23 protein-coding genes and 1 pseudogene are annotated in these 24,948 nt (G+C 46.6%); 12 read left to right on the forward strand and 12 right to left on the reverse strand.

Features of this window, described 5'->3' with window-relative positions:
- Window positions 1–26: 26 nt before the first annotated feature.
- Both AC2VDX_RS22965 and trpB read right to left on the reverse strand, forming a co-directional pair.
- A complete protein-coding gene (locus AC2VDX_RS22965) occupies window positions 27–1,304 on the reverse strand; it encodes an ABC transporter substrate-binding protein/permease (protein WP_378175289.1) in 1,278 nt (425 codons plus the stop codon).
- Between the two features lie 249 nt (window positions 1,305–1,553).
- A complete protein-coding gene (gene trpB, locus AC2VDX_RS22970; RefSeq protein WP_378175292.1) occupies window positions 1,554–2,804 on the reverse strand; it encodes a tryptophan synthase subunit beta in 1,251 nt (416 codons plus the stop codon).
- Window positions 2,805–3,184: 380 nt separating this feature from the next.
- On the opposite strand from trpB, the gene AC2VDX_RS22975 reads away from it, so the two are divergent.
- Entirely contained in the window at window positions 3,185–3,553 is a 369-nt protein-coding gene (locus tag AC2VDX_RS22975; RefSeq protein WP_378175295.1) for a translation initiation factor, read from the forward strand.
- Window positions 3,554–3,920: 367 nt separating this feature from the next.
- On the opposite strand, the gene AC2VDX_RS22980 is transcribed toward AC2VDX_RS22975, so the two are convergent.
- Window positions 3,921–6,005: an ATP-binding protein gene (locus AC2VDX_RS22980; RefSeq protein ID WP_486928245.1), complete on the reverse strand. Its 2,085-nt coding sequence runs from the start codon at window positions 6,003–6,005 to the stop codon at window positions 3,921–3,923.
- Window positions 6,006–6,492: 487 nt separating this feature from the next.
- Here AC2VDX_RS22980 and AC2VDX_RS22985 point away from each other — a divergent pair, with 487 nt between their 5' ends.
- Window positions 6,493–6,651, forward strand: a complete 159-nt coding sequence (locus AC2VDX_RS22985; protein ID WP_378175301.1) for a YqaE/Pmp3 family membrane protein — start codon at window positions 6,493–6,495, stop codon at window positions 6,649–6,651.
- A 40-nt stretch (window positions 6,652–6,691) separates the two neighbouring features.
- Here the strand turns inward: AC2VDX_RS22985 and AC2VDX_RS22990 are convergent.
- Window positions 6,692–7,972: pseudogene (locus AC2VDX_RS22990) on the reverse strand (glycosyltransferase).
- 74 nt (window positions 7,973–8,046) lie between these two features.
- Window positions 8,047–9,147 (reverse strand): 3-dehydroquinate synthase, encoded by a 1,101-nt coding sequence (gene aroB / locus AC2VDX_RS22995; RefSeq protein WP_378175304.1) that lies wholly within the window; start codon window positions 9,145–9,147, stop codon window positions 8,047–8,049.
- Window positions 9,148–9,242: 95 nt separating this feature from the next.
- Between aroB and petL the strand changes: the two genes are divergently transcribed.
- Entirely contained in the window at window positions 9,243–9,338 is a 96-nt protein-coding gene (petL, locus tag AC2VDX_RS23000; RefSeq protein ID WP_190411348.1) for a cytochrome b6-f complex subunit PetL, read from the forward strand.
- A 131-nt stretch (window positions 9,339–9,469) separates the two neighbouring features.
- On the opposite strand, the gene AC2VDX_RS23005 is transcribed toward petL, so the two are convergent.
- From AC2VDX_RS23005 to AC2VDX_RS23015, 3 genes are all read right to left on the reverse strand, one after another.
- Window positions 9,470–9,988 carry a hypothetical protein gene (locus tag AC2VDX_RS23005; protein WP_378175307.1) on the reverse strand — a complete coding sequence of 173 codons (519 nt, stop codon included), beginning with the start codon at window positions 9,986–9,988 and terminating at the stop codon, window positions 9,470–9,472.
- A 239-nt stretch (window positions 9,989–10,227) separates the two neighbouring features.
- Complete coding sequence (locus AC2VDX_RS23010) at window positions 10,228–10,623, reverse strand: hypothetical protein (RefSeq protein ID WP_378175310.1); 396 nt, start codon at window positions 10,621–10,623, stop codon at window positions 10,228–10,230.
- A gap of 656 nt (window positions 10,624–11,279) precedes the next feature.
- Complete coding sequence (locus tag AC2VDX_RS23015; RefSeq protein ID WP_378175313.1) at window positions 11,280–11,429, reverse strand: hypothetical protein; 150 nt, start codon at window positions 11,427–11,429, stop codon at window positions 11,280–11,282.
- Between the two features lie 1,204 nt (window positions 11,430–12,633).
- On the opposite strand from AC2VDX_RS23015, the gene AC2VDX_RS23020 reads away from it, so the two are divergent.
- The 6 genes from AC2VDX_RS23020 (at window position 12,634) to AC2VDX_RS23045 (ending at window position 18,348) form a co-directional block, all read left to right on the forward strand.
- The gene (locus AC2VDX_RS23020; RefSeq protein WP_378175316.1) at window positions 12,634–12,858 is read left to right on the forward strand and encodes a hypothetical protein; all 225 of its coding nucleotides are present in this window, start codon (window positions 12,634–12,636) and stop codon (window positions 12,856–12,858) included.
- Window positions 12,859–13,169: 311 nt separating this feature from the next.
- Window positions 13,170–14,876, forward strand: coding sequence for a serine/threonine protein kinase (locus AC2VDX_RS23025; RefSeq protein WP_378175318.1), 1,707 nt, complete (start codon window positions 13,170–13,172; stop codon window positions 14,874–14,876).
- Window positions 14,877–14,959: 83 nt separating this feature from the next.
- The gene (locus AC2VDX_RS23030; protein WP_378175321.1) at window positions 14,960–15,637 is read left to right on the forward strand and encodes a hypothetical protein; all 678 of its coding nucleotides are present in this window, start codon (window positions 14,960–14,962) and stop codon (window positions 15,635–15,637) included.
- A 137-nt stretch (window positions 15,638–15,774) separates the two neighbouring features.
- Window positions 15,775–16,473 carry a Uma2 family endonuclease gene (locus AC2VDX_RS23035; protein ID WP_378175324.1) on the forward strand — a complete coding sequence of 233 codons (699 nt, stop codon included), beginning with the start codon at window positions 15,775–15,777 and terminating at the stop codon, window positions 16,471–16,473.
- A 340-nt stretch (window positions 16,474–16,813) separates the two neighbouring features.
- Complete coding sequence (locus tag AC2VDX_RS23040; RefSeq protein ID WP_378175327.1) at window positions 16,814–17,992, forward strand: M20 family metallopeptidase; 1,179 nt, start codon at window positions 16,814–16,816, stop codon at window positions 17,990–17,992.
- A gap of 101 nt (window positions 17,993–18,093) precedes the next feature.
- Window positions 18,094–18,348 (forward strand): hypothetical protein, encoded by a 255-nt coding sequence (locus AC2VDX_RS23045; protein ID WP_378175330.1) that lies wholly within the window; start codon window positions 18,094–18,096, stop codon window positions 18,346–18,348.
- A 222-nt stretch (window positions 18,349–18,570) separates the two neighbouring features.
- On the opposite strand, the gene mgtE is transcribed toward AC2VDX_RS23045, so the two are convergent.
- Together mgtE and crcB are read right to left on the reverse strand one after the other, a co-directional pair.
- Window positions 18,571–19,962 (reverse strand): magnesium transporter, encoded by a 1,392-nt coding sequence (mgtE, locus tag AC2VDX_RS23050; RefSeq protein WP_378175334.1) that lies wholly within the window; start codon window positions 19,960–19,962, stop codon window positions 18,571–18,573.
- Between the two features lie 217 nt (window positions 19,963–20,179).
- On the reverse strand, window positions 20,180–20,578 hold the full coding sequence (gene crcB, locus AC2VDX_RS23055) for a fluoride efflux transporter CrcB (RefSeq protein WP_378175337.1): 399 nt from the start codon (window positions 20,576–20,578) through the stop codon (window positions 20,180–20,182).
- 214 nt (window positions 20,579–20,792) lie between these two features.
- On the opposite strand from crcB, the gene AC2VDX_RS23060 reads away from it, so the two are divergent.
- Window positions 20,793–21,914: a WG repeat-containing protein gene (locus AC2VDX_RS23060; RefSeq protein ID WP_378175340.1), complete on the forward strand. Its 1,122-nt coding sequence runs from the start codon at window positions 20,793–20,795 to the stop codon at window positions 21,912–21,914.
- A gap of 301 nt (window positions 21,915–22,215) precedes the next feature.
- Here AC2VDX_RS23060 and hisB read toward each other — a convergent pair whose 3' ends face one another.
- Window positions 22,216–22,860 (reverse strand): imidazoleglycerol-phosphate dehydratase HisB, encoded by a 645-nt coding sequence (gene hisB, locus AC2VDX_RS23065; protein ID WP_378175343.1) that lies wholly within the window; start codon window positions 22,858–22,860, stop codon window positions 22,216–22,218.
- Window positions 22,861–22,993: 133 nt separating this feature from the next.
- On the reverse strand, window positions 22,994–23,770 hold the full coding sequence (fabI, locus tag AC2VDX_RS23070) for an enoyl-ACP reductase FabI (protein ID WP_378175346.1): 777 nt from the start codon (window positions 23,768–23,770) through the stop codon (window positions 22,994–22,996).
- A 100-nt stretch (window positions 23,771–23,870) separates the two neighbouring features.
- On the opposite strand from fabI, the gene AC2VDX_RS23075 reads away from it, so the two are divergent.
- Window positions 23,871–24,056, forward strand: coding sequence for a hypothetical protein (locus AC2VDX_RS23075; RefSeq protein WP_378175349.1), 186 nt, complete (start codon window positions 23,871–23,873; stop codon window positions 24,054–24,056).
- Window positions 24,057–24,149: 93 nt separating this feature from the next.
- Window positions 24,150–24,821: a global nitrogen regulator NtcA gene (gene ntcA / locus AC2VDX_RS23080; RefSeq protein ID WP_378175352.1), complete on the forward strand. Its 672-nt coding sequence runs from the start codon at window positions 24,150–24,152 to the stop codon at window positions 24,819–24,821.
- The last annotated feature ends 127 nt before the right edge of the window (window positions 24,822–24,948 follow it).

The raw sequence follows: 24,948 nt of genomic DNA on the forward strand, positions 1-24,948 counted from the left end.
CTAGGTAAGCCTTTCAAGTTTTGGAATCAACTTTTTAGCATACCAAGTAATGAAGAGCCAATATTCTTTAACGCCTGTGGCAAAATAATATCTAACATCATCGGTTTGTAGGGAATACCCAGCGACAGAGAAGCTTCCCGTTGTCCTTTGTCAACTGCAAGAATTCCGGCGCGAATTGTCTCAGAAATGTAAGCTCCTGAGTTGAGAGTAAACGCAATAACGCCTGCTTGCAGTGGGGAAATATTGTAGCCAGTTAATTGAGGCGTTGCGTAATATATTATAAATAATGTCACCAGCAGCGGTACGCCTCGAAATATAGATGTGTAAGCTGTTCCAAACCAAACCAGTAGCTTGATGCTAGAAATTTTCAACAAAGACAGCACTGTACCCCAAATGAATCCTAAAACTGCCGATATAGCGGTAAATTGTAAGGTAATTAATACCCCTTGAAGAATGTAAGGAATACTGGGTGCTATCTTAGCAAAAGATAAGTTTGAAGTGCTGGCGTTTTCGGTTTTTCCACTGTTGTCAAACCACTTTTTCACCAGCGTTTCTATCTCGCCGCTTTGTTTTATTTGCTGAAGCACTCGGTTGAAGTCATCAACAAGCGGCGAACCTTTAGGGAAAGCGATCGCAGAACCAGCTGCCTCGCCATTGGAAATGGTATTCAATTCCAGCTCTGGATTGTTTGCTACAAAACCCTTGGCAATTGTATCTTCGAGAATAGCGGCTGCAATTCGATTTGACTTAATCTCTTGGATCAAATCGCCAGTTTTATTTAGTGCTACCAGATTGACGTTCTTAAATTTACTAGCTTCTTTTTCTTGAGTCGTCCCCAACTGGACGCCGACTTTTTTACCAGCTAAATCTTCTGGTTTCGTCAGGTTGCTACCTTTTTTGGCAACAATGGTGTTTTTTGCTTCATAGTAAATATCGGAAAAATCTATATTTTTCTTACGTTCTTCTGTAGGGGTCATACCAGCCATAGCAAAGTCAGCACGACGCGACTGCAAGGCAGCAATCAAACCGTTAAAGTCTGTATCTTTAATTTCAAGTTCATAGCCTAGTTCTTTAGTAATATATTTGGCAATGTCTACGTCAAATCCAATAATTTCATCTTTGCCAGTAGCTGTGTCTCGAAATTCATAAGGTGGATAGTCAGCAGAAGTCACCATCACTAATGTCTTTTGACCATCGCCTTCCTGTTGTGCGGCAACTTTATCAGTTCGGATATATCCCAGGAACACAGTAATCGCCAGCATCGCAGAAAATAGAATAGCAAATAACCATTTGCTTTTTGGCATAGCAAATAATTTCCTAATTGCTTTGGCACTCATTCATTAAGTGTAGTGGATGAGTAGTAGGTAGTAGGAATAGGCAAAGTTGGTAAACTGTCACACATTTAATTTGCACACAGTAAATACCCAAAGCAGAGACGTTGTATGCAACGTCTCTACAACTTCGACTGGATTTGACAATTTTTAATTAGGCATTTTTAATTGCTTAACCACCTGCTACCCATGACCCATGACTGACTTGGAATATGGCTAATCTTAATGATTGAGGAATTTAGCAACTGTCTGCACATCCTTATCGCCGCGTCCAGAGCAGTTGATGACAATGCGGGGATTGCCAATCAGTTGAGGGCAGAGAATATCGAGGTAAGCGATCGCGTGAGCCGTTTCCAACGCTGGAATAATTCCCTCTAGCTGCGACAGGCGCTGAAACGCTGCCAAAGCCTCTTGGTCAGTTACGCTGTAATATTCAGCCCGACCCTCGTCCTTGAGATAACTATGCTCCGGGCCAACACCGGGATAATCTAGACCGGCGCTGATAGAATGCGCCTCCACCACCTGACCATCCTCATCTTGCAGCAAATAGCTCATCGCCCCGTGCAAAACCCCCACCCGTCCCTTAGTGAGAGTGGCAGCGTGTTTCTCGGTATCAACACCCTCCCCAGCCGCCTCAATTCCAATCAGCCTTACCGATGGCTCCTTCACAAACTCGTAGAAGAGTCCCATCGCATTTGAGCCACCGCCGACACAAGCCAGGAGAATATCCGGCAAGCCGCCCCATTTCTCCATCGCTTGAGCGCGAGTTTCTTGACCAATCACTGCATGGAAGTCGCGCACCAGCATCGGATAAGGGTGAGGTCCTGCAACCGAACCTAAGATGTAGTGAGTCGTTTCGACATTCGTTACCCAATCCCGAATCGCTTCCGACGTGGCATCTTTGAGCGTTCCCGTTCCCGCCGCCACAGGGCGCACCTCTGCCCCCATCAGCCGCATCCGGAACACATTCAGCGATTGCCGTTCCATATCCTGGACGCCCATATAAATGACGCAATCCAGACCAAATCGGGCGCAAACCGTGGCTGTAGCGACGCCATGCTGTCCGGCACCCGTTTCCGCAATAATCCGCTGCTTGCCCATTCGCTTCGCCAACAATACCTGAGCCAAAGCATTGTTGATTTTGTGAGCGCCCGTATGGTTCAAATCTTCCCGCTTCAGATAGATTTGCGGTCCCGTACCATCTGGCTTTGCATAGTACGTCGTCAAACGTTCGGCAAAATAAAGGGGACTGGGGCGACCCACATAATCCCGCAGCAATTCTTGAAGTTCCTGCTGGAAAGCGGGTTCGGCGCGGTATTGCTTAAAAGCAGCTTCCAACTCGCTCAACGCTGGCATCAACGTTTCCGGCACGTACTTGCCGCCAAATCGTCCAAATCGCCCTAGTGCGTCGGGTTGTTGTGCAGAAGCGTTAGCAGTTTCTTGGGAATCAGGAGAAATGGGAGTACGTGTCACAGCGAATTGTGGGAATTACAACATAAACTTCATTATAGTTTCGATGAGTTTATCCAAAGCAAAATTACTGGCATGGAAGGTTCTGGCGTCTCGGAGATAGAGTAGGACAGGGAGGTGCAGCCGTTACGATGAAGACTGGAGTAGCATCTGAAGACCGTAGGGGCGACTGGTTCGATTTTGGCGGCGATCGCGATTTAACAAAGTTCGGTAAAATTGCCCTACATGGTAGATAGGTGCGCTCCTACAGATATATCTCACACTCTCATTCAGGACTGCTGTATCTGAATAAATCACACACAAAAGCGCACAAATTTTAGAGATATTTCCGACTCCTTCTCGATCTAATCTGTTCTTGAATAACTTTTACCCGACTCACTGTTATGTCTTCTTCCAAGGGCAAAGCATCCAGTTCTAAAACACCCGCTCAAAATCGCGTTATCTACTCCGAATTTGGAAACACCGATAATTCAGATGCCTTAGAACGACCCGTGCCAGAACTACCCTCCAATCAGCAAAACCTCAAGGTTCAGGCATCCCGGAAAGGAAGAAAAGGCAAAACCGTAACTGTAATCAGTGGCTTTCAGGTAAAACCAGAAACGCTGGAAGTCCTTGCAAAACAGTTAAAAGCTCAGTGCGGTACGGGGGGCACAGTGAAGGAAAATGCGATTGAAATTCAGGGCGATCATACTCAAAAACTTGTCCAAGTTCTCGCAACTTTGGGCTACAAAGCTAAAATCAGTGGCGGCTAATTTATCTTTGATATCAAGTTCGGTTGATTGCCCATAAAAAATAATTTTTTCAACGCAAAGTAACGCCAAGGTACGCAGAGTTTGGGCTAACTTCTGGGGTGGATCTCAATGCTTGCAAATATACGCTCACAGGCTTTGAACGCAATAGCCGCGAATTAACTCGCTCTGGCGTTTTTACAAGCATTGAAATGCATCCAACCGTACCTACCTTTGCGTTTACCTTGGCGTTACTTTACCAGGACTTACGCAAAGCTTATACATATAGCGTTTTTTCGGGTTCAATCCCCCTGTGGTTGCGGTGGCAGACGTGGTGATGTTGCGTAAGTCGTGTTTGCGTTAAAAAACTATTCTTGTGAAGGCACATTTCTCAGGGAGATTCCGCTTCGGCAAGAACCGCAGGATTCAGCGGCAATGACACTGTAAAGCAAGTGTGATTGGCAGTACTTTCCAGATGAATCGTGCCTCCTAAATTGGCGACCAATTTTTGTGCCAGCGCCAGTCCTAAACCAGTCCCGCCTTGTTTCCAGGGATTGGCGTCGGGAATGCGGTAAAACTTTTCAAATACTCGTTCGCGTTCGGCTGCTGGAATTTCCACGCCGGTATTGATTACGCTCACTTCCATCCTGTCTGCGGCGCTATGTGCTTTTACAGCAATGCGTTCTGCTGATGGTGTGTATTTGCAGGCATTGTTGAGTAACTCGCTTAATATGCGTCCTAAACTGGTGCGATCGCATACTAAAGGAGGCAGTTCGGACTCAAGGTGAATTTCTAAGCGGCGATCGCGTTCTTGGGCTGGCTTTTGAAAAGGTTCTACAATTGTGGGAAGCCAATCTTGTAGCTGAATGCTTGTCAGTACCAAAGGCTGAATCTCTGCATTGATTCGCTGCCACTCCAGAAGATCGTTGATCAAGTTGGTTTCTCGCTCGCATTCGTTATGCAAAATATGGAAGTAGCGAGCCACTTTGTTTCTTTGGGCTGGCGGCTTAGATAGTTCGGCGAACAGTCCGTGGTCTTTATTCAAGGCAATCCCCAACATCTGAATCGCCATTTTCATGTTGGCAACCGGAGATCGCAATTCATGGGGAACGGTACTGAGGAAGTCATCTTTGAGGCGATTAAGTTTTTCCAGTTCCGCTACTTGCGCTTGCGCTGCCTGGTAGAGTCGGGCTTGTCGAATTGCGATCGCGCATTGAGACGCCACTTGCTGCACGAGCTGGATTTCTAGCTCGTTGAAAGCATCCTCCTGTCGTTTAAATAACCACAGCTCCCCGAACACTGCTTGGCTATCAAAAATCGGACAAGCTAGGATAGCCACCGCTCCTCGAATCCCAGGGATTAGGTAACAAAACTGGAAATACTGACCTTGCCGCAATTGAGCATCGTCTTTAAACAAGTCGGAAATTGTTACGGTTTGCCCTAGTGCAGATGGCAATCCTTGGGTGTATTCGTGAGCGATTGTCGCCGTGGTTTGATTGGCATCGTACAAAGCAATATCGCCGCCTTCAATCCCCAACACCCAGGTTAATTCTGCGACGGCAGTTTGCAAAATATGGTTTTCGTCGAGGCTATCGCGGACTTTGTTAGTAATGCGTTTGAGCATTGCTTCAAAGTCGAGTATCTGTTGCAAGTGAGTTGGGCGATCGCTATTTAGATACCCGTGGGGTTGCTCGTGCAGCCTTTTTTGCAAGCTGGTATCCTGCACCCCGCTTTCACTCTGGGCAATTTGTTCCTCAACTGGATTTTCTAAATCGCTATCGCCGCACTTCCACTTTGTCTGTGAAAAATCCACCGCCGAAGCGTCTCGACATGGAGTCATTTGTTGCAGCAGCCAGCGCAGACCCACGACTTGCAGAAATTGCGGCTCTTGCACTGGCTCGACAGTGAATATAGCGGTAAACGTCTCACCCTGCCTTGTTTGCAGGCAGATTTCCCAGTTTTTGGCAACAGATCCTTGTTGCAGGGCGCTGAGCTGAGTCTGAAAGTCGCCGCGAGCATCCGTTGCCACGAACTCCACCAGCGGCTTACCTACCAAGCTTTCTGGAACGCTTTCGAGCAACTCACCGCTTGTCCGGTTGGCTGACAAAATTACTGCTTCTGGATTTGTCACCAAAAAGCCCATCGCCCTTCCCTGGGAAACTGCCTCTGAGTTGCTATAGGCAGACCCGATTGCCTGCAAAGCTTTTTGCTGAGCGGAATTGGAGATAAACTCACCTTCGGCTGGGTAACGCTGCTGTTCTTCGAGTCCTGCGTGATTTTTGTCGGCGAGTTCTTCCTGAATTTGTTGGCGCAGTTCCTCTATGACGATCTGCATTTCTTGCAGCTGGTTCGATAGTTCTTTCAGAGCATCCACGAGCGGCTCCTGGTGAGACATCGGTAACTTTTCAGTACACTGCCACAGCTGCTCAAGTCGCTGTAGGGAATCTTCAATCTGCTGGTCTAGGTCATTTACCATTGCATCCTTAATTCGCCTGGACAACGTTTCTCTATCAGCAGTAATACCCATATCAGCGACGATTAGATTTTGCCGGATTTGCTGCAATAATAGCCTTACTTATTTTTGCCTTTATTTTTTAATAGGATAACTTCATATTGTTCTTGGCGGTACGCATCCCAGACCGATCTGCCCCCAAAAACGTTCCTGCCTTGCCAATAAATATGCAACGCAGCCTGATGTTAGGAGAATTTTCGTTATGGTTTGGCACAAAGCAAAGCATTTAGGCGATCGCCCGCAATTCCCGTTCCAGAAATCCCTCTATACTTAGATTTACTTAATATTTTAAAATAATTGAAAATAATCAGCGTTTTAGTAGCAAATATAACAGTAAGTTTGTTTTATCTACTCATCGATAGATTGACAGTTCTATCGGAATAGAGAGAGCTATCTCCCAAATTAATGGCATTCTAGTAAATATTCCCGATAATTCTCAAAAGGTGTTTTTATGGATTTCTTCCGTATCCTCATCGCTATTTTTCTTCCCCCGTTGGGTGTTTTCTTGCAAGTTGGCATTGGAAGAGACTTTTGGATCAATCTCGTCTTGACTTTTTTGGGTTATTTTCCAGGAATTATTCATGCGGTGTGGATTATTGCAAAAAAATAGCGATCGCTCCCCGCTTTCCCCGATCCAGCTCTAATAAGGTTTATTTAACACAAGCCAATACAGGCTTTCCTGTAGATATAACCTGTTCGATAATATCGGCGGCGCGACTAACTCCACCGGCTCGTCGAATCGCTTCTTGTAGCCTGGAGGCATTCTGCTTGTAGGAATCCTGAGTCAGCACCTGCTGTACAGCAGTTCGGAGCTTGGGGACGCTCAAGCGAGACAACGGCACCACCTCCCCGGCACCCGTCCAAGCGATACGCGCTGCTACTCCCGGCTGGTCGTTAGTAATCGGAATTGCCACCATCGGCACCCCGTTACTTAAAGATTCCAAAGTGGTATTCAATCCTGCGTGGGTGATAGTAAGAGTAGCTTTTTGGAGTAATTCTAGTTGGGGCGCATATCCGACAACTAGAGGCTTTCCGGGCAGTTCTGGCAGCGATTCTGGGATAGTTGAACCACCCAGAGAAAGCACCAACTGGGCATCCAATCCATTACAAGCTTCTGCAATATTCTGGAAAATGTCCAGCAGGCGATTTTGTATAGTCCCCATAGAGGCGTATATCAGGGATTGCCTGGTCAATTTCTCAAACGGGAAAGCAACAGGTTCCCGACTAGCTGGGTTATGGTATGGCCCGGTGAAATGGAAGTAGGGGGGTAAATGCTGCCTTGGAAATTCAAATTCAGCAGGTTGTTGACTTAACTGAGCGAGTTGAGAATATTGATCGTTGGGGTGAGAATGGGGCGGCAACTTCCACTTTTGGCGATATTCGCTCACCACCTCCCGGATTGGTTGCCCGATGCGATTGAACAAAGCGTAACCAGCTTGGTTCCGCAGATGCGCCCACCAAGCAGGGTTATAGCTCCAGGTTGTAAAAAAGGGAGGAACGCGATCTTCTTGATTCAGCAGCAAAGCACTGCCTACGCTAATGAAGGGAATGTCTAGGTATTCGGCAACAGTCCCTCCCCCTGGTGAAACCTAGTCTACTAGCAGTGCCTCTACACCTGCTTGTTTGATGGCGGCTGGAGCATCTCGAAGTAGCATAGCAGCCGACTGTGTTACCAAATTGACTGTATACCGCAAGGCAGCCAAACCGCTCAGTTTCCCTAGCTGTGCCAACGCTTGTGAGGTTGCGCCTTTAGGAAAGTCTAACTCTGCGATCGCCCAGAAGTCTAATCCTGCCGCCAATGCTTTAGGTTGGGCATCGGGAACCCCGAACAGGGTGACGCGATGACCGCGAGAAAGCAATTCGTGTCCTAAAGTAGTCATCGGGTTGAGATGACCAGTTGATGTAGGACAGATAAGACCAAAGTGAGTCATAGAAAAGTCCTGAAAAACAGAAACGTTGCCTGAAAACCGATGGCTAAGTCCAGCTTTTCGCTCCCTACAATTAATTAAGAGCAAGTAGACATTTGCCGCAGAACGGTACGTATTACATCTGACGGCACTTGATCGGTCACAGTTACTGCCCCAATCTGCGTGGGGAGGACAAACCTTACCTTTCCCGCTTTCACTTTTTTATCGGTTTGCAGCGTATCAATAATTGCTTCGATGTCTAGTCCTGCTGGTAGCTGGGTGGGTAATCCAGCTTTTTGAATTAGCGCATCTTGACGTTGGGCGTCTGTTTTGTCCCACATCTGAAGGTTAACCGCAATCTGACCCGCCGCGACCATGCCAATTGCCACCGCTTCCCCGTGATTGACGACGCGGTATCCGGTTAAGCTTTCTACAGCATGACCGATGGTGTGACCGTAGTTGAGAATGGCGCGAAGTCCGGCTTCTTTTTCATCTTTGCCTACCACATCGGCTTTAGCTTGGCAAGAGCGAGTCAGGATTTGTTGCAATAAACTAGAGTCTAGACGGAGTGAGTCGAGATGTGGCGATCGCTCCATCTGCTCAAACAACTCAGCATCCCAGATGATACCGTACTTAATCACCTCTGCCATTCCCGCCCGAAACTCTCGCATCGGCAAGGTTTTCAGCACCTCTGGGTCAATTAAAACCAGTCGCGGCTGATGGAAGGCACCAATTAAATTTTTTCCTTGGGGATGATTAACGCCGGTTTTGCCGCCAATGGCAGCATCAACCATTGATAAGAGTGTTGTCGGAACTTGTACGAAGTTAATCCCCCGCAGCCAGGTAGCGGCAGCAAAGCCAGTCATATCACCAATTACGCCACCGCCTACCGCGACAAGCGTTGAAGAGCGTTCTAGGCGGTTTTCCAGAGCCGCGTTGTAGATTTTTTGGACGGAGTTGAGGGTTTTGTAGCGTTCGCCAGCGGGGAGAGTTAGAGAGGTAACGTCAAAACCAGCTGATTTGAGAGATGCGATCGCTTCTTGACCATAGTGCCGAAAAATTGTCGGGTTAGAAACAACGAGAACTTTCTTCCCCAGATTCAAATTTGTCATCCCAGCGCCTAGTTGCGCTAGACCCGATCCGGCGATCGCAATTTCGTAAGCCTGCTGCGGTAAATTAACCCAAATCACCGATTCCATAAGCCAAACCCATCAACCAACAAGCGCCCGTGGGCTGTATTCTACTCCACTTGATGTTTCAATGGTGGATATTGCGTTCTATCGGAAACATGGAAATCTCTGGAGCGATCGCTTACTTCTTACTTTTGGGTGGTGCTTTTGCTGTTGCTGTGGGGCTGTATTTCGGTCTCCGCGCCATCAAGCTGATCTAATCACCAGCCTCCTGGCGAAGGATGAAGGATGAAGGAATGGTTCGTTCGTACTTCTGTTTTCCTACTTCATCCTTACTAAAAGCGGGTTACAGAAGGATACAAGAAGACGAATAAATGAATTCTCTCATCCCTCATCCTTCTGTTAGGCTTAACACCTGTGCTGTAGATTGCTTTGGGGGACTCTCACAGGGCTTGTTAGTCGCTCGACGCGCCATTTGGATTGTTTTTGGCAAAACTCCCACCAATTGAGCCAGAATCTCATCCGGCATCTGGGCAGTCGCTTCCAAACCAAAGTATTTTTCAAATAAAACTAAAATGACACGGGCACGCTGCAAGGGCACGCAATATTCCATTGCTTTTTGAGTAAAGCGAATCCATTGTTGCCGAATTTCATAAGCTTTTTGTCGCTCGGAGCGAGACTCAGGGCAAACCACTGACGGGTTGCCAATGGGAATCACCCGACTACAATTAATATCAAACAAACTGCCAATACCTGCACCAGGACCTGCCAATTCTGCATGGTGGCGATGACAGATAATTAAGGCACTGCCGCGACAACCATTGACCCGGAGGAGCTGTCCACTGTGCAACTGACTTAAGATTTCTGTGGGTTGATTAATCGGTTTGGTGATGAGGGCTTTGTCTGGCATCGTAAGTCACAGAATCCTCTAACTTGAGTATCTTGCATTTACTTATACCCCTCAGTGATCGAATCTGTTTAGGGGGTGTGATACCCATCTGACTCATTAGTGATTCTTATCACCGTAAATCCTGTGACTCACTAGATATGAAGATGTTTACCATTCAGGATCGGACTTGTAGCACAATGCTTCAGAACGTTTCGCTCGTCTGTCTAGCGTTGTGTCCAGCCAATCGTCTGGCAGCATCTTCAGCTTTTCAAAGGAGTCAGAGTCGCCAGAGGTAATATCGCTGTTTTAGCTTTGTCGTTGAGTAGCAGTTTGCCAGCCGCATCGACACTAAAGTCTTTTCCTGGCATAAATCCTTTGCAAATCAAACGCTTACCAACAGCTACTGAAGTGATGGTGCGAATTTCTTGCATCACATCGGCAGGAATAAGATTCTCTATCGTCCAGAACACTGAATCGGTGTTAAACCACATTAAACGTTCGATACTCACCAGCATCATACCAGCGATCTCTTCAAGGGTCATCTGACTTCTCAAATTAGCTATCAGGTCTTTCCCAATCTGGCTATTGTGGGTCATCATCGCTCTAGCCATCTTGGCAATTTCTTGTTCTAACTCTAAGGAGTTCATTCCTGACATTTAGGTTTCCTTCCTAAGTGTGTTTGCGGTTCTGCCAAGTATACCTAAAGAAGGAGTAAAATATATCCCCAGGAGGATGAAAAAGTAAATTAATTTAGAAAACATAAGCGAAACCTGAGAATGACTGCGCGATCGCAACAGCAGCGATCGCAAGAATAGATAGAGGCGGTACGAAGATAGCTTTACAAAACTTCGACAAAAAGTAGAAATCTGAGAAATTTCTGAGCAATGCGAGTGCTGAGCGCATACCGGGAATCGTAAGCAGGGGTAAAAAAAACCCCTAAACAGGGGTCATTTTGGTCTCTACTGAAGAATATTTATCGAGATTCAATCCGAAAGCGTCAGGGGATAAGTCTAACCTCGGTTTTTAATTAAGATTACTTGCACAATCTGCACCGCTTGAACTTTGTTCTGAGTACTGTTCTGAGTACTGTTCTGAGTATTGAATACTTTGTCGAACAAACTCATCGCAGTCTACTCCTGAGAGGGATAGCAGGTATTTGCTTGTCCTACACGATTGATGCTGATGATTCCGGAAGTCTGTCAACTTCAATTCGCAGCTTGGTTGAGTGTGACGCGAGTGCTAGATGCGTACTTTTAACAGTCAAACTATTTCAGCCAGAACTCTCAGCCAGAACTGCTCAATGAGAACCGAGTTACCGTGACGGGATGTTGTCGCTAGCTTTTTCAATCTTGTCGATCGCTACCAAACCCAGGTAAGAAGCCGCAAGGAGCAAGATAACTGAAGCTAAATAGGCGTTTTCAAGCATCCGTAGCGCGGTTTCAAAAGTAATGTAGGTCGTCATTGTTTAGCCTTCTCAGCTCTAGGCTGTTGTTGTTCTTCCCTTATTACTCCACAAGTTGGCTACTAATTTCCTCAGAAGAATCACTAGATTTAGGCTAAGAGTCACAAATTTCCCGGTAATTACACGGGTTAGACTCAACAGCCTGGTAAGTTACATGAAACTATAAATACCAAAGTTGACCCCAAAAATACTGAAGCGATCGACGAATTGACTGATTTAGCGAAGCTTCAAATTTGCAGTGTTTTATTTTTTATACTCTTTTGCTTTTTTTTGGTTCCTTAAAGCCTCAATACTTTCCCCGATCAGGCAAACCTAACCCTCAATCTCCTTCCTGGCTAATTTTTAGTACTGGTCATCTATGTAGAAGGCTTGACGATGCAATGCCAACATTGCTGTGAAATCTTTAAGTTCTTACTAAAGACAGATGAATTATATAATTTTTGCTTAGTATCTCATAAGCGGTACAACAATGGAGTAGGCGATCGCGAAGCGCTCCAAAAAGCCAGTTCGCGCACTTCAACTATTCCTCCCTTTTTGGAATTGCTCCTGATGTCGATTCTTAGTTCAAGTCCCCTCAAAACTTGCAATTGCCACAAAAACAACTTTCCCGAAGGAACTGATAATGTCGAGTTTCTAATAGACTTTAGTTTTTATCTGATTGCTAATTGCCTTTATTTTTTTAATTGACTAAATAAGAGTTTCCCTTGATTGGCAAGATATTGAGGCTTTTCTATCTGGAGGTTAATTGCCTCTTTTATTACTGGTTCGCCGTTTCTGGTTATAGCTATTGCTAGTTAAATGAATTTATTTTTTTTAGTCTACAATTATAGGTTGTTGATTTATAACTGTATTTTCGGTTATAAATATTGTATATATTTTACATTAGAGATTTTTATGTAATTCTGCTGTCTGTGCTTGCTGTAGACCCCAACATAGGAGTAACATGGGGAAAGTAAGTTAACTGAGAATATCAATTTGTTAGATTATCGGCAAATTGTAAAATTGGTAACAGATACTCCAATTTTAACTTTATCTACAAAAAATTGAGCTTGGTTGAAAAATATAAAAAAACTACGATATATTGTATTTAAAAGCACGAAATAGCTTAATACTTAGATGTTTTTTTATATAATTAATCCTTCCTTTTGATAGAAGCAAGAGTTAAAAACATGGATTAAATTAGTAAAAGAATCACAGAAAAAGGATGGCAATCATGTTTGCTATAGGGGATGATGTTCTTAATCAAAAAACTGGGCATACTGGCAAAGTAGTTGGTTACGGACATGAAATGGTTGATGGGGTTTATTTACCAACCATCAAAGTGCTTATAGCTGAAGATTTAAATACTGGAAAAAAGGCTTTTGTAGAGGAGGACTTGCATTCGACATGGATTCAACGGCAGGCAGTTAGCAATCTCTCTCCCAAATAGTCTTTGGTAATAGATTAAAGGAGCGTGACAAGTGAGAACAAAGCCGGAGAGTCGCTTCTCCGGCTTTGTTTGGATCTAAACCCTTTAAATTGTTAGATTGCACCCGATACCGCCCAAATGGATATCGTTTTAACCATCACCATGCCCCTATCAAGCACTCAGTCAGTTGTACAACAAAGATAAAGTTCCTCAAGGGCTGGATAGTATCGTATTTACTTATCGGTGGTGAAGATTATCCTTGCGGGTTTTCCGGTTAGTCTGAGGCGTCGGGTAGAATCGAGGGAGCTTGTGTTTTCATCTGACTCTAGTCTGTGACCAGTGCTGCCTACTGCATTAATCCCGATTGTTCGCGTCCCTATCCCCAACCTTGGGGAAACAAATTTTGCAACTGTTGTGGGGCACCGCTACAGCTGAACAATCGCTATATTCCTCTACAGACTCTAGGATCTGGGGGGTTCGCTGCCATTTATACAGTCTGGGATTTGCAGTTGGCAACAGACCGGGTGCTGAAGGTATTGCTGGAATCTTCATCGAAGGCGCAGGAACTGTTTGAGCAAGAAGCATCTGTTTTAGCAAGTCTGGATCATCCGGGTGTCCCTAGCGTCGAGCCTGATAGCTATTTCGTGGTGAATTTGGGTCATCCCTCTTACCGGCGTCTGCCTTGTCTGGTAATGGAAAAAATCAACGGTCAGACATTGCAGGATATCCTAGATCGCCACTATCCTCAAGGGTGTCCGGAGTCGCTGGTGACGAATTGGCTGGAGCAAGCGCTCGATATTTTACAAGAGTTGCACCGGCGGCAGATTATTCACCGAGATATTAAACCCTCCAACTTGATGCTGCGCCAAGAAACCGGGCAACTGGTGGCGATTGATTTTGGCGGGGCGAAACAGATAGGCACTGTCCAAGTGGGTCAAGAGGCAAGTTCAACGCGGTTGATTTCTCCCGGATACAGTCCGCCAGAGCAGATTTCTGGTGGTGCTGTGGGACCGGCGGCAGATTTCTATGCGTTGGGTCAAACGATGATTCACTTGCTCACGGGTCGATATCCCCCGGAGTTGGAAGATCCAGCGACCGGAGAGTTACGGTGGCGTCATTGCGTCCCAGTGAGTCCCGCCTTCGCCGATTTGCTGGATGATATGGTGCAGGCTGATGTGCGCCAGCGACCGGCAACGGCTGTGGAAATTCAGCGGCGTCTGGGTGGGGATTCTTCAATGAAGACGAGAACCAGTCAGATTCCGCAGTCTTTCTCGGATGCGATCGCTACCATCGCTCTCAATAGTCTGAAGCTGTTGTGGGTAGCGATCGCATCTATTGTGACGCTAGTCGGTCAAACGACTCTTTTCGTTGTTCGAGCGATCGCTAAAGTTGTGACAGCTAGCCTGGATACGCTTTGGGAGATGCTTGTCGGCGGAATTGGTGCCAGCGTATTTACCATAACTGGATTTTTGTTAGCTTATTTTTCCCCACTGGGCGATCGCGTTAACGCTTTTTTCTTCCACGTTCTGCCCCAGATTAATTCCAGTATCCAAACGCCAGTGGGGGCGCAAATTCTTCTGTTTGCCGCCGCTGGGTGGGGAACAGCTTGGGGTTTGACTGAGGCAGGAGGTTTTGGTCAGCGCAAGCGTCGTTTGGTAGCTGGATTGATGGGCGTTTTCGGCTATGGGCTGGGGTGGTTGGTTTGGCAAGCAGCAACGCCTCAGGCATCGCTGCTGCCTTTGCTGGGATTTCTGGCAGTTGCAGTTGGTCCTCTCACCCTCGGTCTTGGTTTGCCGAGTCATCAACTGGTTCACGCCGTTGTTGCCGCAGCTGGCACGGCGGGCTTTTTTGTCAGTCTGGCAGCATTGGCTTTGCCTCCCGATTTTTTGTTGCATCTGTTCTCTTTTTCTCAACCTAGCGGGCAGATTTTCTTATACTGCCTTGGTTTTTTCAGTCTCTTGGGTGTCACCATTGCCTTCTGGCTGGGCGTGAGTTACTACTTGGTTGTGCCTTTTCTGCGTTGGTTGGGTTGGCGTTAACGGCGTGTCGCCTCCTAAATCCCCGGAATTCGCGATCGCGCCTTGGAAGCACTACTTCAGCAGACAGATTTAATTAGTAACTGATGATAAAAAAACTTTCCCTATTGGCAATGGTTCTGATGTTGGGTGCTTGTACTTCTACAACGAATTCCAACCAATCCACAGCGACAAATTCCCCAACTCCATCAACAGTGGCTGAGTTACCAGATTTGCAGTGTCAAGGCGAAGTCCCGCCACCTGTAAAAGCCACGTTAGGCGAACACCGCCTCGCCAATGAATCCGATTTTGTGCCGTCAATTCGCAACTTTAAGTCTAGTGAAACTCCGAACAAGAAGTTTACTTGCAGCATCTTCTCGGCTGATTTTAATCAAGATGGTTTGAAAGACTATGCCATGTTGTTAGTGGCTGAAGAAACGGCTGACTTCCGGTTTCAAGTCGCGCTGAATCAAGGCAATGAAAAGTTTGCGCGATCGCTCGTGAAAGATTACAAGCGCACCACGAAGCCAGAAGCCGGTGTAATTTACACTTCAATGGACTTCAAACCCGCAGGAGAAAAAGGTTTAGCTAACCGCAAATATAGTCCTTTGAAGTCGGAATCGCCAGAAGAAAAAACCTATATCAATACACCAGCGATTGAATTGTGGAAAGTTAGTAAGACCGATGAACCACCCAAACAATTAGATGTAGATTCTCTCGCTTACTGTTCTGAGGCTTTATACTTAGTAGATGGCAAACAAAAGACTTTTGCAGTCTGCGATTAAAAATCTGTGTAGGTAGGGTTGTTGCCTCTCACCCAAACCGAAAAGTTGGGTTTCGCTACCACTCAACTCTACCTACAAATTATAATATTTATCTCCACCTACGTATCATAGAGTTAGTAGTCCAGGGGAAATCTGTCATGTTAGAGTACAAGTCACCAAAATATTTTCCTTCTTCCGAAGAACTACTCGACTCTGACGAAACACCTGTGGATAATGAACTGCAAGATTTAATTCCCGGTTTGCTGAAAGCTATACTAGCTATGGCTTGGCCAAATCGCATGGATTGGTTCTTTGGCGTTGACATGGGGATTTACTACGATCCTGACAAACCAGCCATCGTACCAGATGGATTTCTTAGCTTAGGAGTCGAGCGGTTTTTTGACGAAGAACTGCGCTTAAGTTATGCGATTTGGGAAGAAGAATGCGTCCCCGCTATGGTGTTGGAGGTTGTCTCCCAAACTTATCGGAAAGAATACAGCCAAAAAAAGCTAGATTATGCGAATTTAGGGGTGTTGTACTACGTAATTTATTCTTCCCGTCGTCGCAGAAAGCCGCATTTGGAAGTGCATCGCTTGGTTGATGGTGAATATGTGTTGCAGCCAGGAAATCCGGTTTGGCTACCAGAAATTGGATTGGCGATTGGCGCAGAACGGGGAATTTATCAAGGAATAACGCGGGAGTGGTTGTACTGGTACGATGATCTTGGGCAAAGATTCTTAACACCAGAAGAACGCGCCCAAGTTGCCGAACAACAAGCACAAGTTGCCGAACAACGCGCCCAACGTTTGGCGGAACAACTTCGTGCTATGGGGTTAGATCCAGATTCTTTAGTTTAAATTAAGCTATTGGAGATTCTCTTAATTTGCGCGATCGCTTCCGGCGATTAAAGTTTTGTCAGTCAATCAGATCCCAGGGTTATTAGGGATAAAAACCAAGTAATTTTTAAATTTATTTTGCGTTAGATTTATATGCACTAATTAAGTTAGCGTAAATAAACCGAATATCTAGAAAGAAAGCCGGGTTTTCTAAAAAAATGGGTTTCTTAAGACAAATCTATTGGTTACAGCTAATGTTATAGGTTTGTGTCTTCTTGATAGCGATCGCTTCTGTTCGGCAACATCCCAGAAAAATAAAAAGGGGGTGAACTAAGGCTGTAGTGCGAGTTAACATAACTTTATGCTGAACCGTATTAAAGACATTGCTGAAAAACTAGCGCCTCGCCTGATTGAAATCCGACGACATATCCACGCTCACCCAGAACTAAGCGGTCAAGAATACCAAACTGCTGCCTATGTTGCTGGCGTACTGTCTTCCTGTGGGCTTCACGCGCAAGAAGCAGTGGGTAAAACTGGCGTAGTTGGAGAATTAAAAGGACAAGGCATCGATGAGCGACTGCTGGCAATTCGTACTGATATGGATGCTTTGCCCATTGCAGAACGCACCAGTTTAGATTATGCCTCGCGTCTTCCGGGAATTATGCACGCCTGCGGTCACGATGTCCACACCACAGTGGGTTTAGGCACGGCGATGGTACTATCCCAGCTAGGAGAAACCTTGCCGGGAAATGTGCGCTTTCTGTTCCAGCCAGCCGAGGAAATAGCCCAAGGAGCTGGGTGGATGGTTGCAGATGGGGTGATGGATAATGTCAGCGCGATTATGAGCGTTCACGTTTTCCCTTCTATTCCGGCGGGATCGGTGGGAATTCGTTACGGTGCTTTGACAGCAGCCGCAGACGATCTGGAAATTATTATTACAGGCGAATCTGGGCACGGGGCGCGTCCTCATGAGGCAGTTGATGCAATTTGGATTGCGGCGCAAGCGATCGCCTCTCTTCAGCAAGCGATTAGCCGGACACAGAACCCGTTGCGTCCGGTCGTGCTAACGATTGGTAAAATCGAGGGTGGACGCGCCCCAAATGTGATTGCCGATCATGTGCGATTATTGGGAACTGTGCGATCGCTGCATCCGGAAACTTATGCCAGCTTACCCCAGTGGATCGAGCAGATTGTCTGCAATATCTGTAAAACTTACGGTGCTGGCTGCGAAGTCAACTATCGCCGGGGAGTCCCTTCTGTGCAAAATGACTCAGCGCTGACTCAGCTGGTGGAAACAGCTGCCAAAGAAGCGTGGGGAAGCGATCGCGTCCAAATTTTGCTGGAACCCTCTCTCGGTGCGGAAGACTTTTCGATGTACTTGGAACACGCTCCTGGTACGATGTTCCGGCTGGGCGTGGGATACCCGGACAGAAAAAACTACCCGCTGCACCATCCCCAATTTGAGGTGGATGAATCTGCCATTATTATCGGCGTCGTCACCCTCGCCCATGCTGTCTGTAAATATTGGCACCATCGCTAAAAGCATTTGAATTCCCTCGATTTTCTAACTCCAGAAGGATTAGTCTCTGGAGCAAATCTCAGTATGCTGCAAATAATACAACTAAAGAAACAAAACTACTTATGACCTCACCCACACCTCTCAAAGGTTTAGAGCTGGTTGATTGTGCTAAAGCAAATGCAAAACAGGGAGTTGAAACTGCGGCTCATCTGTCTGGCTATGGTGAGGATTTAGGCACCTTTAAGCGAGAACTGAAGAAAGCTTGTGACGATATGGGCGTCACTTTTCATGAGTTGAGTGATTTGATTACCGATCAAGACGCCTTAATGAGTATGGAAGGGGAAATTGTTGCTCCAGATACAGCAACAGAATTGTAGAAGCGAAAAGTTATCCGAAACGTTTAATTCCACGCATATCAAATCCGTTTGAATAGCCATCATTTGGAACCTCATCCCCAAACCCTCTTTGCCAGCGGCGAGGTGCAGTTCTATGCGCTTCCGGCACGCTAAGCGAACGGGAAGGCGCTGGTTCAGCAAGCGGATTTGATCTCACCTACTGATGACTTGCCGATCTTGCTGACACCCATTTACTCGCTACTTCTACAACTTCAAAATTAGCCGCGCCAAATTAAAGTAAATCAGCACGCCCAATACATCAACCGCCGTTGTAATAAACGGCGCTGACATCAAAGCCGGGTCTAACCCGACGGCGCGGAAGATGAACGGAAGACCGGAACCAGCAATCGATGCCAAAATCGAGATAGCCACCAAACTAATCCCCACAGCAAGCGAGACTGCCCAATCTCCATTCAGGAGCCAGAAAGCCCATAACGTTGCCACAGTGCCTAACATCACTCCCAGGAGTGCCCCAGCGATCGCTTCTCGCACCACCACCTGTACTGGCCCCATTTCTCGAAGTTCTTCGGTATTCAAGCCCCTAATCACCACTGTCGATGATTGAGAACCTACATTGCCGCCAGTGCCAGTTAGCAAGGGAATAAACGCCGCCAGCGACACCACCTGCCTAAGAATTTCCTCTTCCGCTTTGATAATCGTGCCAGTGACAGTATTGGTCAGTAGCAAAACGAACAACCAGACTACGCGCTTGCGAGCCACCGTGAGTAAATCCGTTTGGAAATAATTGTCGCCCCCCGACTGGAGACCGCCCTGTTTGTAAATATCCTCCGTCGTTTCTTGTTCTATGATGTCAATCACGTCATCAACGGTGACAATGCCCACCAAACGTTTCTCCCGGTCTACCACCGGGACGGCGAGAAAGTCATAGCGCCCGATCAGCCGCGCCACTTCTTCCTGGTCATCGCTGGTATAAACGCACACCACATCGCGGGTCATAATTTCCCCAATCTTCTGATCGGGATGAGCGATTACCAAGTCGCGTAAGGATAAAATGCCTGTCAAGTGACGGGCGGCATCCGTAATATAAAGGTAATAAATAATCTCCGTGGCATGGGCTAAACTGCGAATTCGCTCCAGCGTTTGCGCCACCGTCATGTTTTCTTTCAAAGAGATATACTCTGGTGTCATCAGTCGTCCAGCAGTACCCGCCTCGTAACCCAACAACTGCGCTGTCGCTTGGCGTTCGGCGGGGCTGAGCTGTTCGAGCAGACGACGGACAACTGTAGCGGGCAGCTCATCAAATAGTCGTGCCCGGTCATCTGGCGACATTTTATCAACAATGTCCAGAACTTCCTGCCGCCGGAATTCCTCGATTAGCGCCTGCTGCACGCTGGAGTCGAGATATTCATAAACTTCGATCGCCTCATCTTTGGAGAGCAAACGAAAGGCGATAGCTTGCATCGCCTCTGGCAACCCTTCAATTGCTTCTGCAATGTCCGCTGGTTGCACCGGCACAAGTATCGATTTTGCCCCCTGAAGGTCTTCCGCCTCAAGCAGCATTTGCAGCTGCGTTCGGACGAGCTGCCGGAGTTCACTGCGCGAGACTGTCTGGAAGGGAGTATTGGTGTCAGTCAAAGTAGACCCTCTTAATCCAGTGTTAAGTTTGTTGCTGCTTTTAGTCTAAAGGGCATTGGTACGGATATTTTTGCGCGATTTAGGAGTAAATGCAGCACAAATGGGAGCCAACCGCCCCATTTAATCAATCGTTGATATTTTTCCTGTACCAGTCTAGTCTCCAAGTATCTAGAACTGAAGACTCTGGGGATGGCGTTTAGCAGTCATGGTGTTTTTTCTACCTCCCGAACCGAGCTAGAAGCGTGCCTAGCTGAACGCTGATAATTCCGAGTATGGCGCTCGCTGCCCAGTAAATACCGACGGCGGCATAACTGCGATCGCGCAGTAGAGTATATGTTTCTAAGCCATAAGTTGAGAAAGTTGTGTAAGCTCCTAAAAAGCCAGTCGTCACCATCAACCGCACATCAAGGGGAATATTCGCCACCCGTTCTAAGGTCAGAGTGACAAAAAAACCCATACCAAAGCAACCCGTAAGGTTGATAAAAAAGGTGCCGTAGGGAAAACTGGTGCCGAAGCGTTGGGCAAACCAGAGGGTGAGATAGTAACGACTCAATGCTCCGGCGATCGCTCCTAAACTGATGGCAATGGGATGACGAATCGCGGGGTCTTGCAGCATCTAACTTGAAAATTGGACTCTCAGACTGAGGGAATCAAGGGTCTCAAATCCAGCGGTTTCTCATAGCAGGTCAGGTTGCTTAACCTCTACCTTCGCTGTCGCGTTCTCCCCCACAACCCTCTGAGATTATACCGATAGACTGAAGAAAATATACTAGGATCATTAATAAATATTTATTACTCAAATTTTGGCTGCTATTAGATAGGGAATTTTTATGAAAATTGCCACTCACAACAGATTGCTTGTCGCGGCTGCTAGCCTCCTGTTTGGATTAGCGATCGCTCCAATTTCTGGATGTGAAGCAATATCAACTTTTCGGACTTCTCAAATAAATTCTGATGCAACTGGGAAAGCCCATAATCCGCAAATAGCTATCCCGCTTAAATTTAGCTGGGCTGATTCATTTTCAGAAGAGCTAGCAGCGGTCAAAATAGACGGCAAATGGGGCTATCTTGATCAGAATGGCAACTTCGCAATCAAACCGCAATTTGATAATGCCGAGTCTTTTTTCCAAGGGCTAGCGCCAGTCAAAATGGAGAACAAGTGGGGCTATATCGACAAAAGTGGCAACTTGGTAATTAAATCACAATTTGATTTAGTTAAGGCTTTTTCTCAAGGGCTGGCAGCGGTAAAGATAGATGACAAGTGGGGATATATCGATAAGAGTGGCAACTTTATAATTAAACCACAATTTGATGAAGCTAAAGCTTTTTATATTAGCGATCGCAGTGCGTCTGCCCTAGAGCTTGCGGCGGTAGAAATCGGGAAAAAGTGGGGCTATATCGACAAGAAAGGCAACTTCGTCATTCAGCCCCAATTTGATGAAGCTGAATCTTTTTCGATTAGCGATCGCAGTGCGTCAGCCCTAGGACTTGCGCCGGTCAAAAAAGACAACAAATGGGGCTATATCGATAATCGGGGCGACGTTATCATTCCGTTGGAGTTTGATGAAGCTAAGTTTTTTTCTGAAGGACTAGCCGTGATATCCAGTAATAATAAATGGGGCTATCTTGACAAAACGGGAGATATTGTCATTCTACTGCAATTTGATTGGGCTGGGGACTTTTCCCAAGGACTGGCAGGGATAGCGATAGACAATAAGGTGGGCTATATTGATCGGGCAAGCAATGTTGTCATTCCCCCACAATTTGATAACATTTATAACTTTTCCGAAGACCTAGCAGCAGTAAAGAATGGCGACAAATGGGGCTATATCAATAAGAGTGGCAAATTCGTAATTAAGCCCCAATTTGATAGCGCTCGATCTTTTTCGCAAGGGCTATCAAAAGTCAAAGTTGGTAATAAGTATGGCTATATCCGTAATCCTCTCCAATGAGTCCTCCTACTCTGAAAAATAGAGGAAAATTGAGAGTCTCACATCTTGCACCTGGCGGTTGAAACCGCAGCTACACAAACTCGCACCTGCCGCCTACGCAGGTTACAAAACCCTTGATTTGCGGTAAGCCAAGGTCGGCGGACTTGGAATGCAATAGCCCCAGAATTCCATTCTCAGGGCTTGGTGCAAGATGTGATGAGTCTAACTAGCGGTAGCGGAGACTTCAGGAGAGTGAAGCGAGAGTCGGGTGGGTATTGTCCCGACTGTTGCTGCCTTTATCGGTGTGTATCTGCGAGAAAACCTATAACACGCCTTTAGAACTGGGGATCGTAGCGCCACGGCGGGGATCGATTTCGATTGCCATGCGAAGCGATCGCGCAAACGCTTTGAACGTCGCTTCAATAATGTGGTGCGAATTAATTCCATCCAGTTGGCGGATGTGCAACGTCATCTGGCTGTGATTTACCACCGCCACAAAAAATTCCCGCACCAGCTGGGTGTCATAAGTCCCGACTCGCTGCGTGGGAATCTGCAAGCCATAGCTTATGTGGGGGCGTCCGGAAAAGTCTAACGCTACCTGAACCAACGCTTCATCTAGAGGGGCGAGGAAATTACCAAACCGGACAATGCCTTTGCGATCGCCCAGTGCTTGATGCAACGCCATTCCTAGGGTAATTCCCACATCTTCATTGGTATGGTGGTCATCAATTTCCAAATCTCCCGTCGCGGCTACATCCAAATCAATCAAGCTGTGAGAGGCGATTTGATGCAGCATATGGTCTAAAAACGGAATGCCGGTTTTGGCGTTGCAAGTTCCATTCCCGTCTAATTTGACGGTGACGATGACATCCGTTTCGCCCGTCTTGCGCGGAACCCTTGCCATGCGAGGAGACAAAAGCTGTTCAATGCTTTGAGAAGGTGGAAATTGGCGATCGCGTGCCTGCATCGCAGATGCTCACTCAAGAAAATAAAGTTAAGTTTATTATCCTACGTTACCGAAATTAAAAATGCAAAATTAAAAATTAAAAATTAGAAGAATCTTTCTTTTTTAATTTTTAATTTTTAATTTTTAATTCTTTCTACATCCCCATAATCTCGTATCCAGCATCGACATACAGCACCTGACCTGTAATGCCACTTGCCAAATCGCTACACAAGAAAGCAGCCGCATTTCCCACTTCTCGCTGAGTTACAGTACGTCGCAGCGGTGCTACTTCCTCAACGTGATGGATCATATCCAGAATGCCACCCACCGCCGACGATGCCAGAGTGCGGATGGGACCCGCCGAGATCGCATTCACGCGAATATTCTGCGGTCCTAGTTCAGATGCCAAGTAACGGACACTCATTTCCAACCCAGACTTAGCAATTCCCATAACGTTGTAGTTGGGAATCACCTTAACGCCGCCTAGATAAGTCAGCGTGACAATACTACCGCCTTCTGTCATCAGCGGTTTTGCTGACGCTGCAAGTTGTACCAGCGAATAGGTACTAATTTCCAAAGCCTGAGTGAAGCCAGCCCGTGTAGTGTTGCTAAAATCACCTGATAAATCTTCCTTGTTCGCAAAGGCAAGACAATGGATCAGGATGTCTAGCTTGCCCCACTTGTCGCGGATAGCGTCAAATGCAGACTGAATTTGGGTCTCATTCTGGACATCGCAGGGTAAAAACAAGCTGGGGTTTAGGGGTTCTACCAACTCTGCCACTTTTTTTTCAAAGCGACCTCGGTCGTCCGGCAGGTAAGTAACTCCTAGATTCGCACCCGCTTGGTGCAGTTGCTGAGCAATGCCCCAGGCGATCGATCGATTGTTGGCAATGCCAGTGACAAGGGCGTTTTTTCCGGTTAAATCTAGCATGGATGTCGATTTTGAAGGCAATATTAGAGGATATCCGATTTAGGGGAGTATTCAAGATCGCGATCGCCCGGAGCGAGACTGTCCAGTACGGGTAAGGGCCATGCCTCCCTACTCACAATGCATCACACCCGATGGCGCAGATCCTGTCAAGATATCAACATTTTCCGTAACAATCTTACTTGCCCTGAGCAGTGAGAGAACTGAAGAACGTGGCAAGGGAGACTACTTTAAAATTATGTATCAAATAGCACAAAAACCGCCGGGAAGTCAGTTTATCTGTGTCTAATGTCAGAAAACTCTCATAGTTGTTTTGCTATGGTTAAAGTTCCTCCGACAGTAAGTTGCAGAAGTCTGTAGGGCAGCATTTAGGAAAAAGGAAGTGGTAGTGACGCAAGATAGACCGCTAGCAGCTGTATTCCGTCAATTGGGAGGTGGAGCGTTTCCACCAGTGGTGGAAACTTTTGAGCGGGGCAAGACGATCTTTTTCCCAGGAGACCCGGCTGAACGTGTATACTTTTTGCTCAAAGGTGCAGTCAAGCTGTCTCGCGTGTATGAAGCCGGGGAAGAAATTACCGTGGCGCTGCTGCGAGAAAACAGCGTTTTTGGGGTATTGTCCTTAATTACGGGGCATCGTTCGGATCGGTTTTATCACGCCGTAGCATTTACGCCAGTGGAGCTGCTTTCGGCACCGATCGATCAGGTAGAGCAATCACTCAAGGATAATCCAGAGCTATCGATGTTGATGCTGCGAGGGCTTTCTTCGCGCATTTTGCAAACAGAAATGATGATTGAGACATTAGCTCACCGAGATATGGGATCGCGCTTGGTGAGTTTTCTGTTGATATTGTGCCGCGATTTTGGTGTACCTAGCGCCAATGGAATTACGATCGATCTGAAGCTTTCTCACCAAGCGATCGCTGAAGCAATTGGCTCCACCAGGGTGACAGTCACCCGCTTACTAGGAGATTTGCGGGAGAAAGAAATGATTTCTATCCACAAGAAAAAAATTACGGTACACAACCCAGTTACACTGAGTCAGCAGTTTACTTGAAAACAGCCAGAGGCTCTAGTCAGGTTGTAGGTTGAAGCGACATGGTAGCTTAGCAGGTTATCGGGTTTTAACATTTAGCCTAGACTTCAGTTAAAAGTTGCCAGTTTTTAAGCTGATAGTTTTTCAA

Source organism: Coleofasciculus sp. H7-1, from assembly GCF_057473865.1.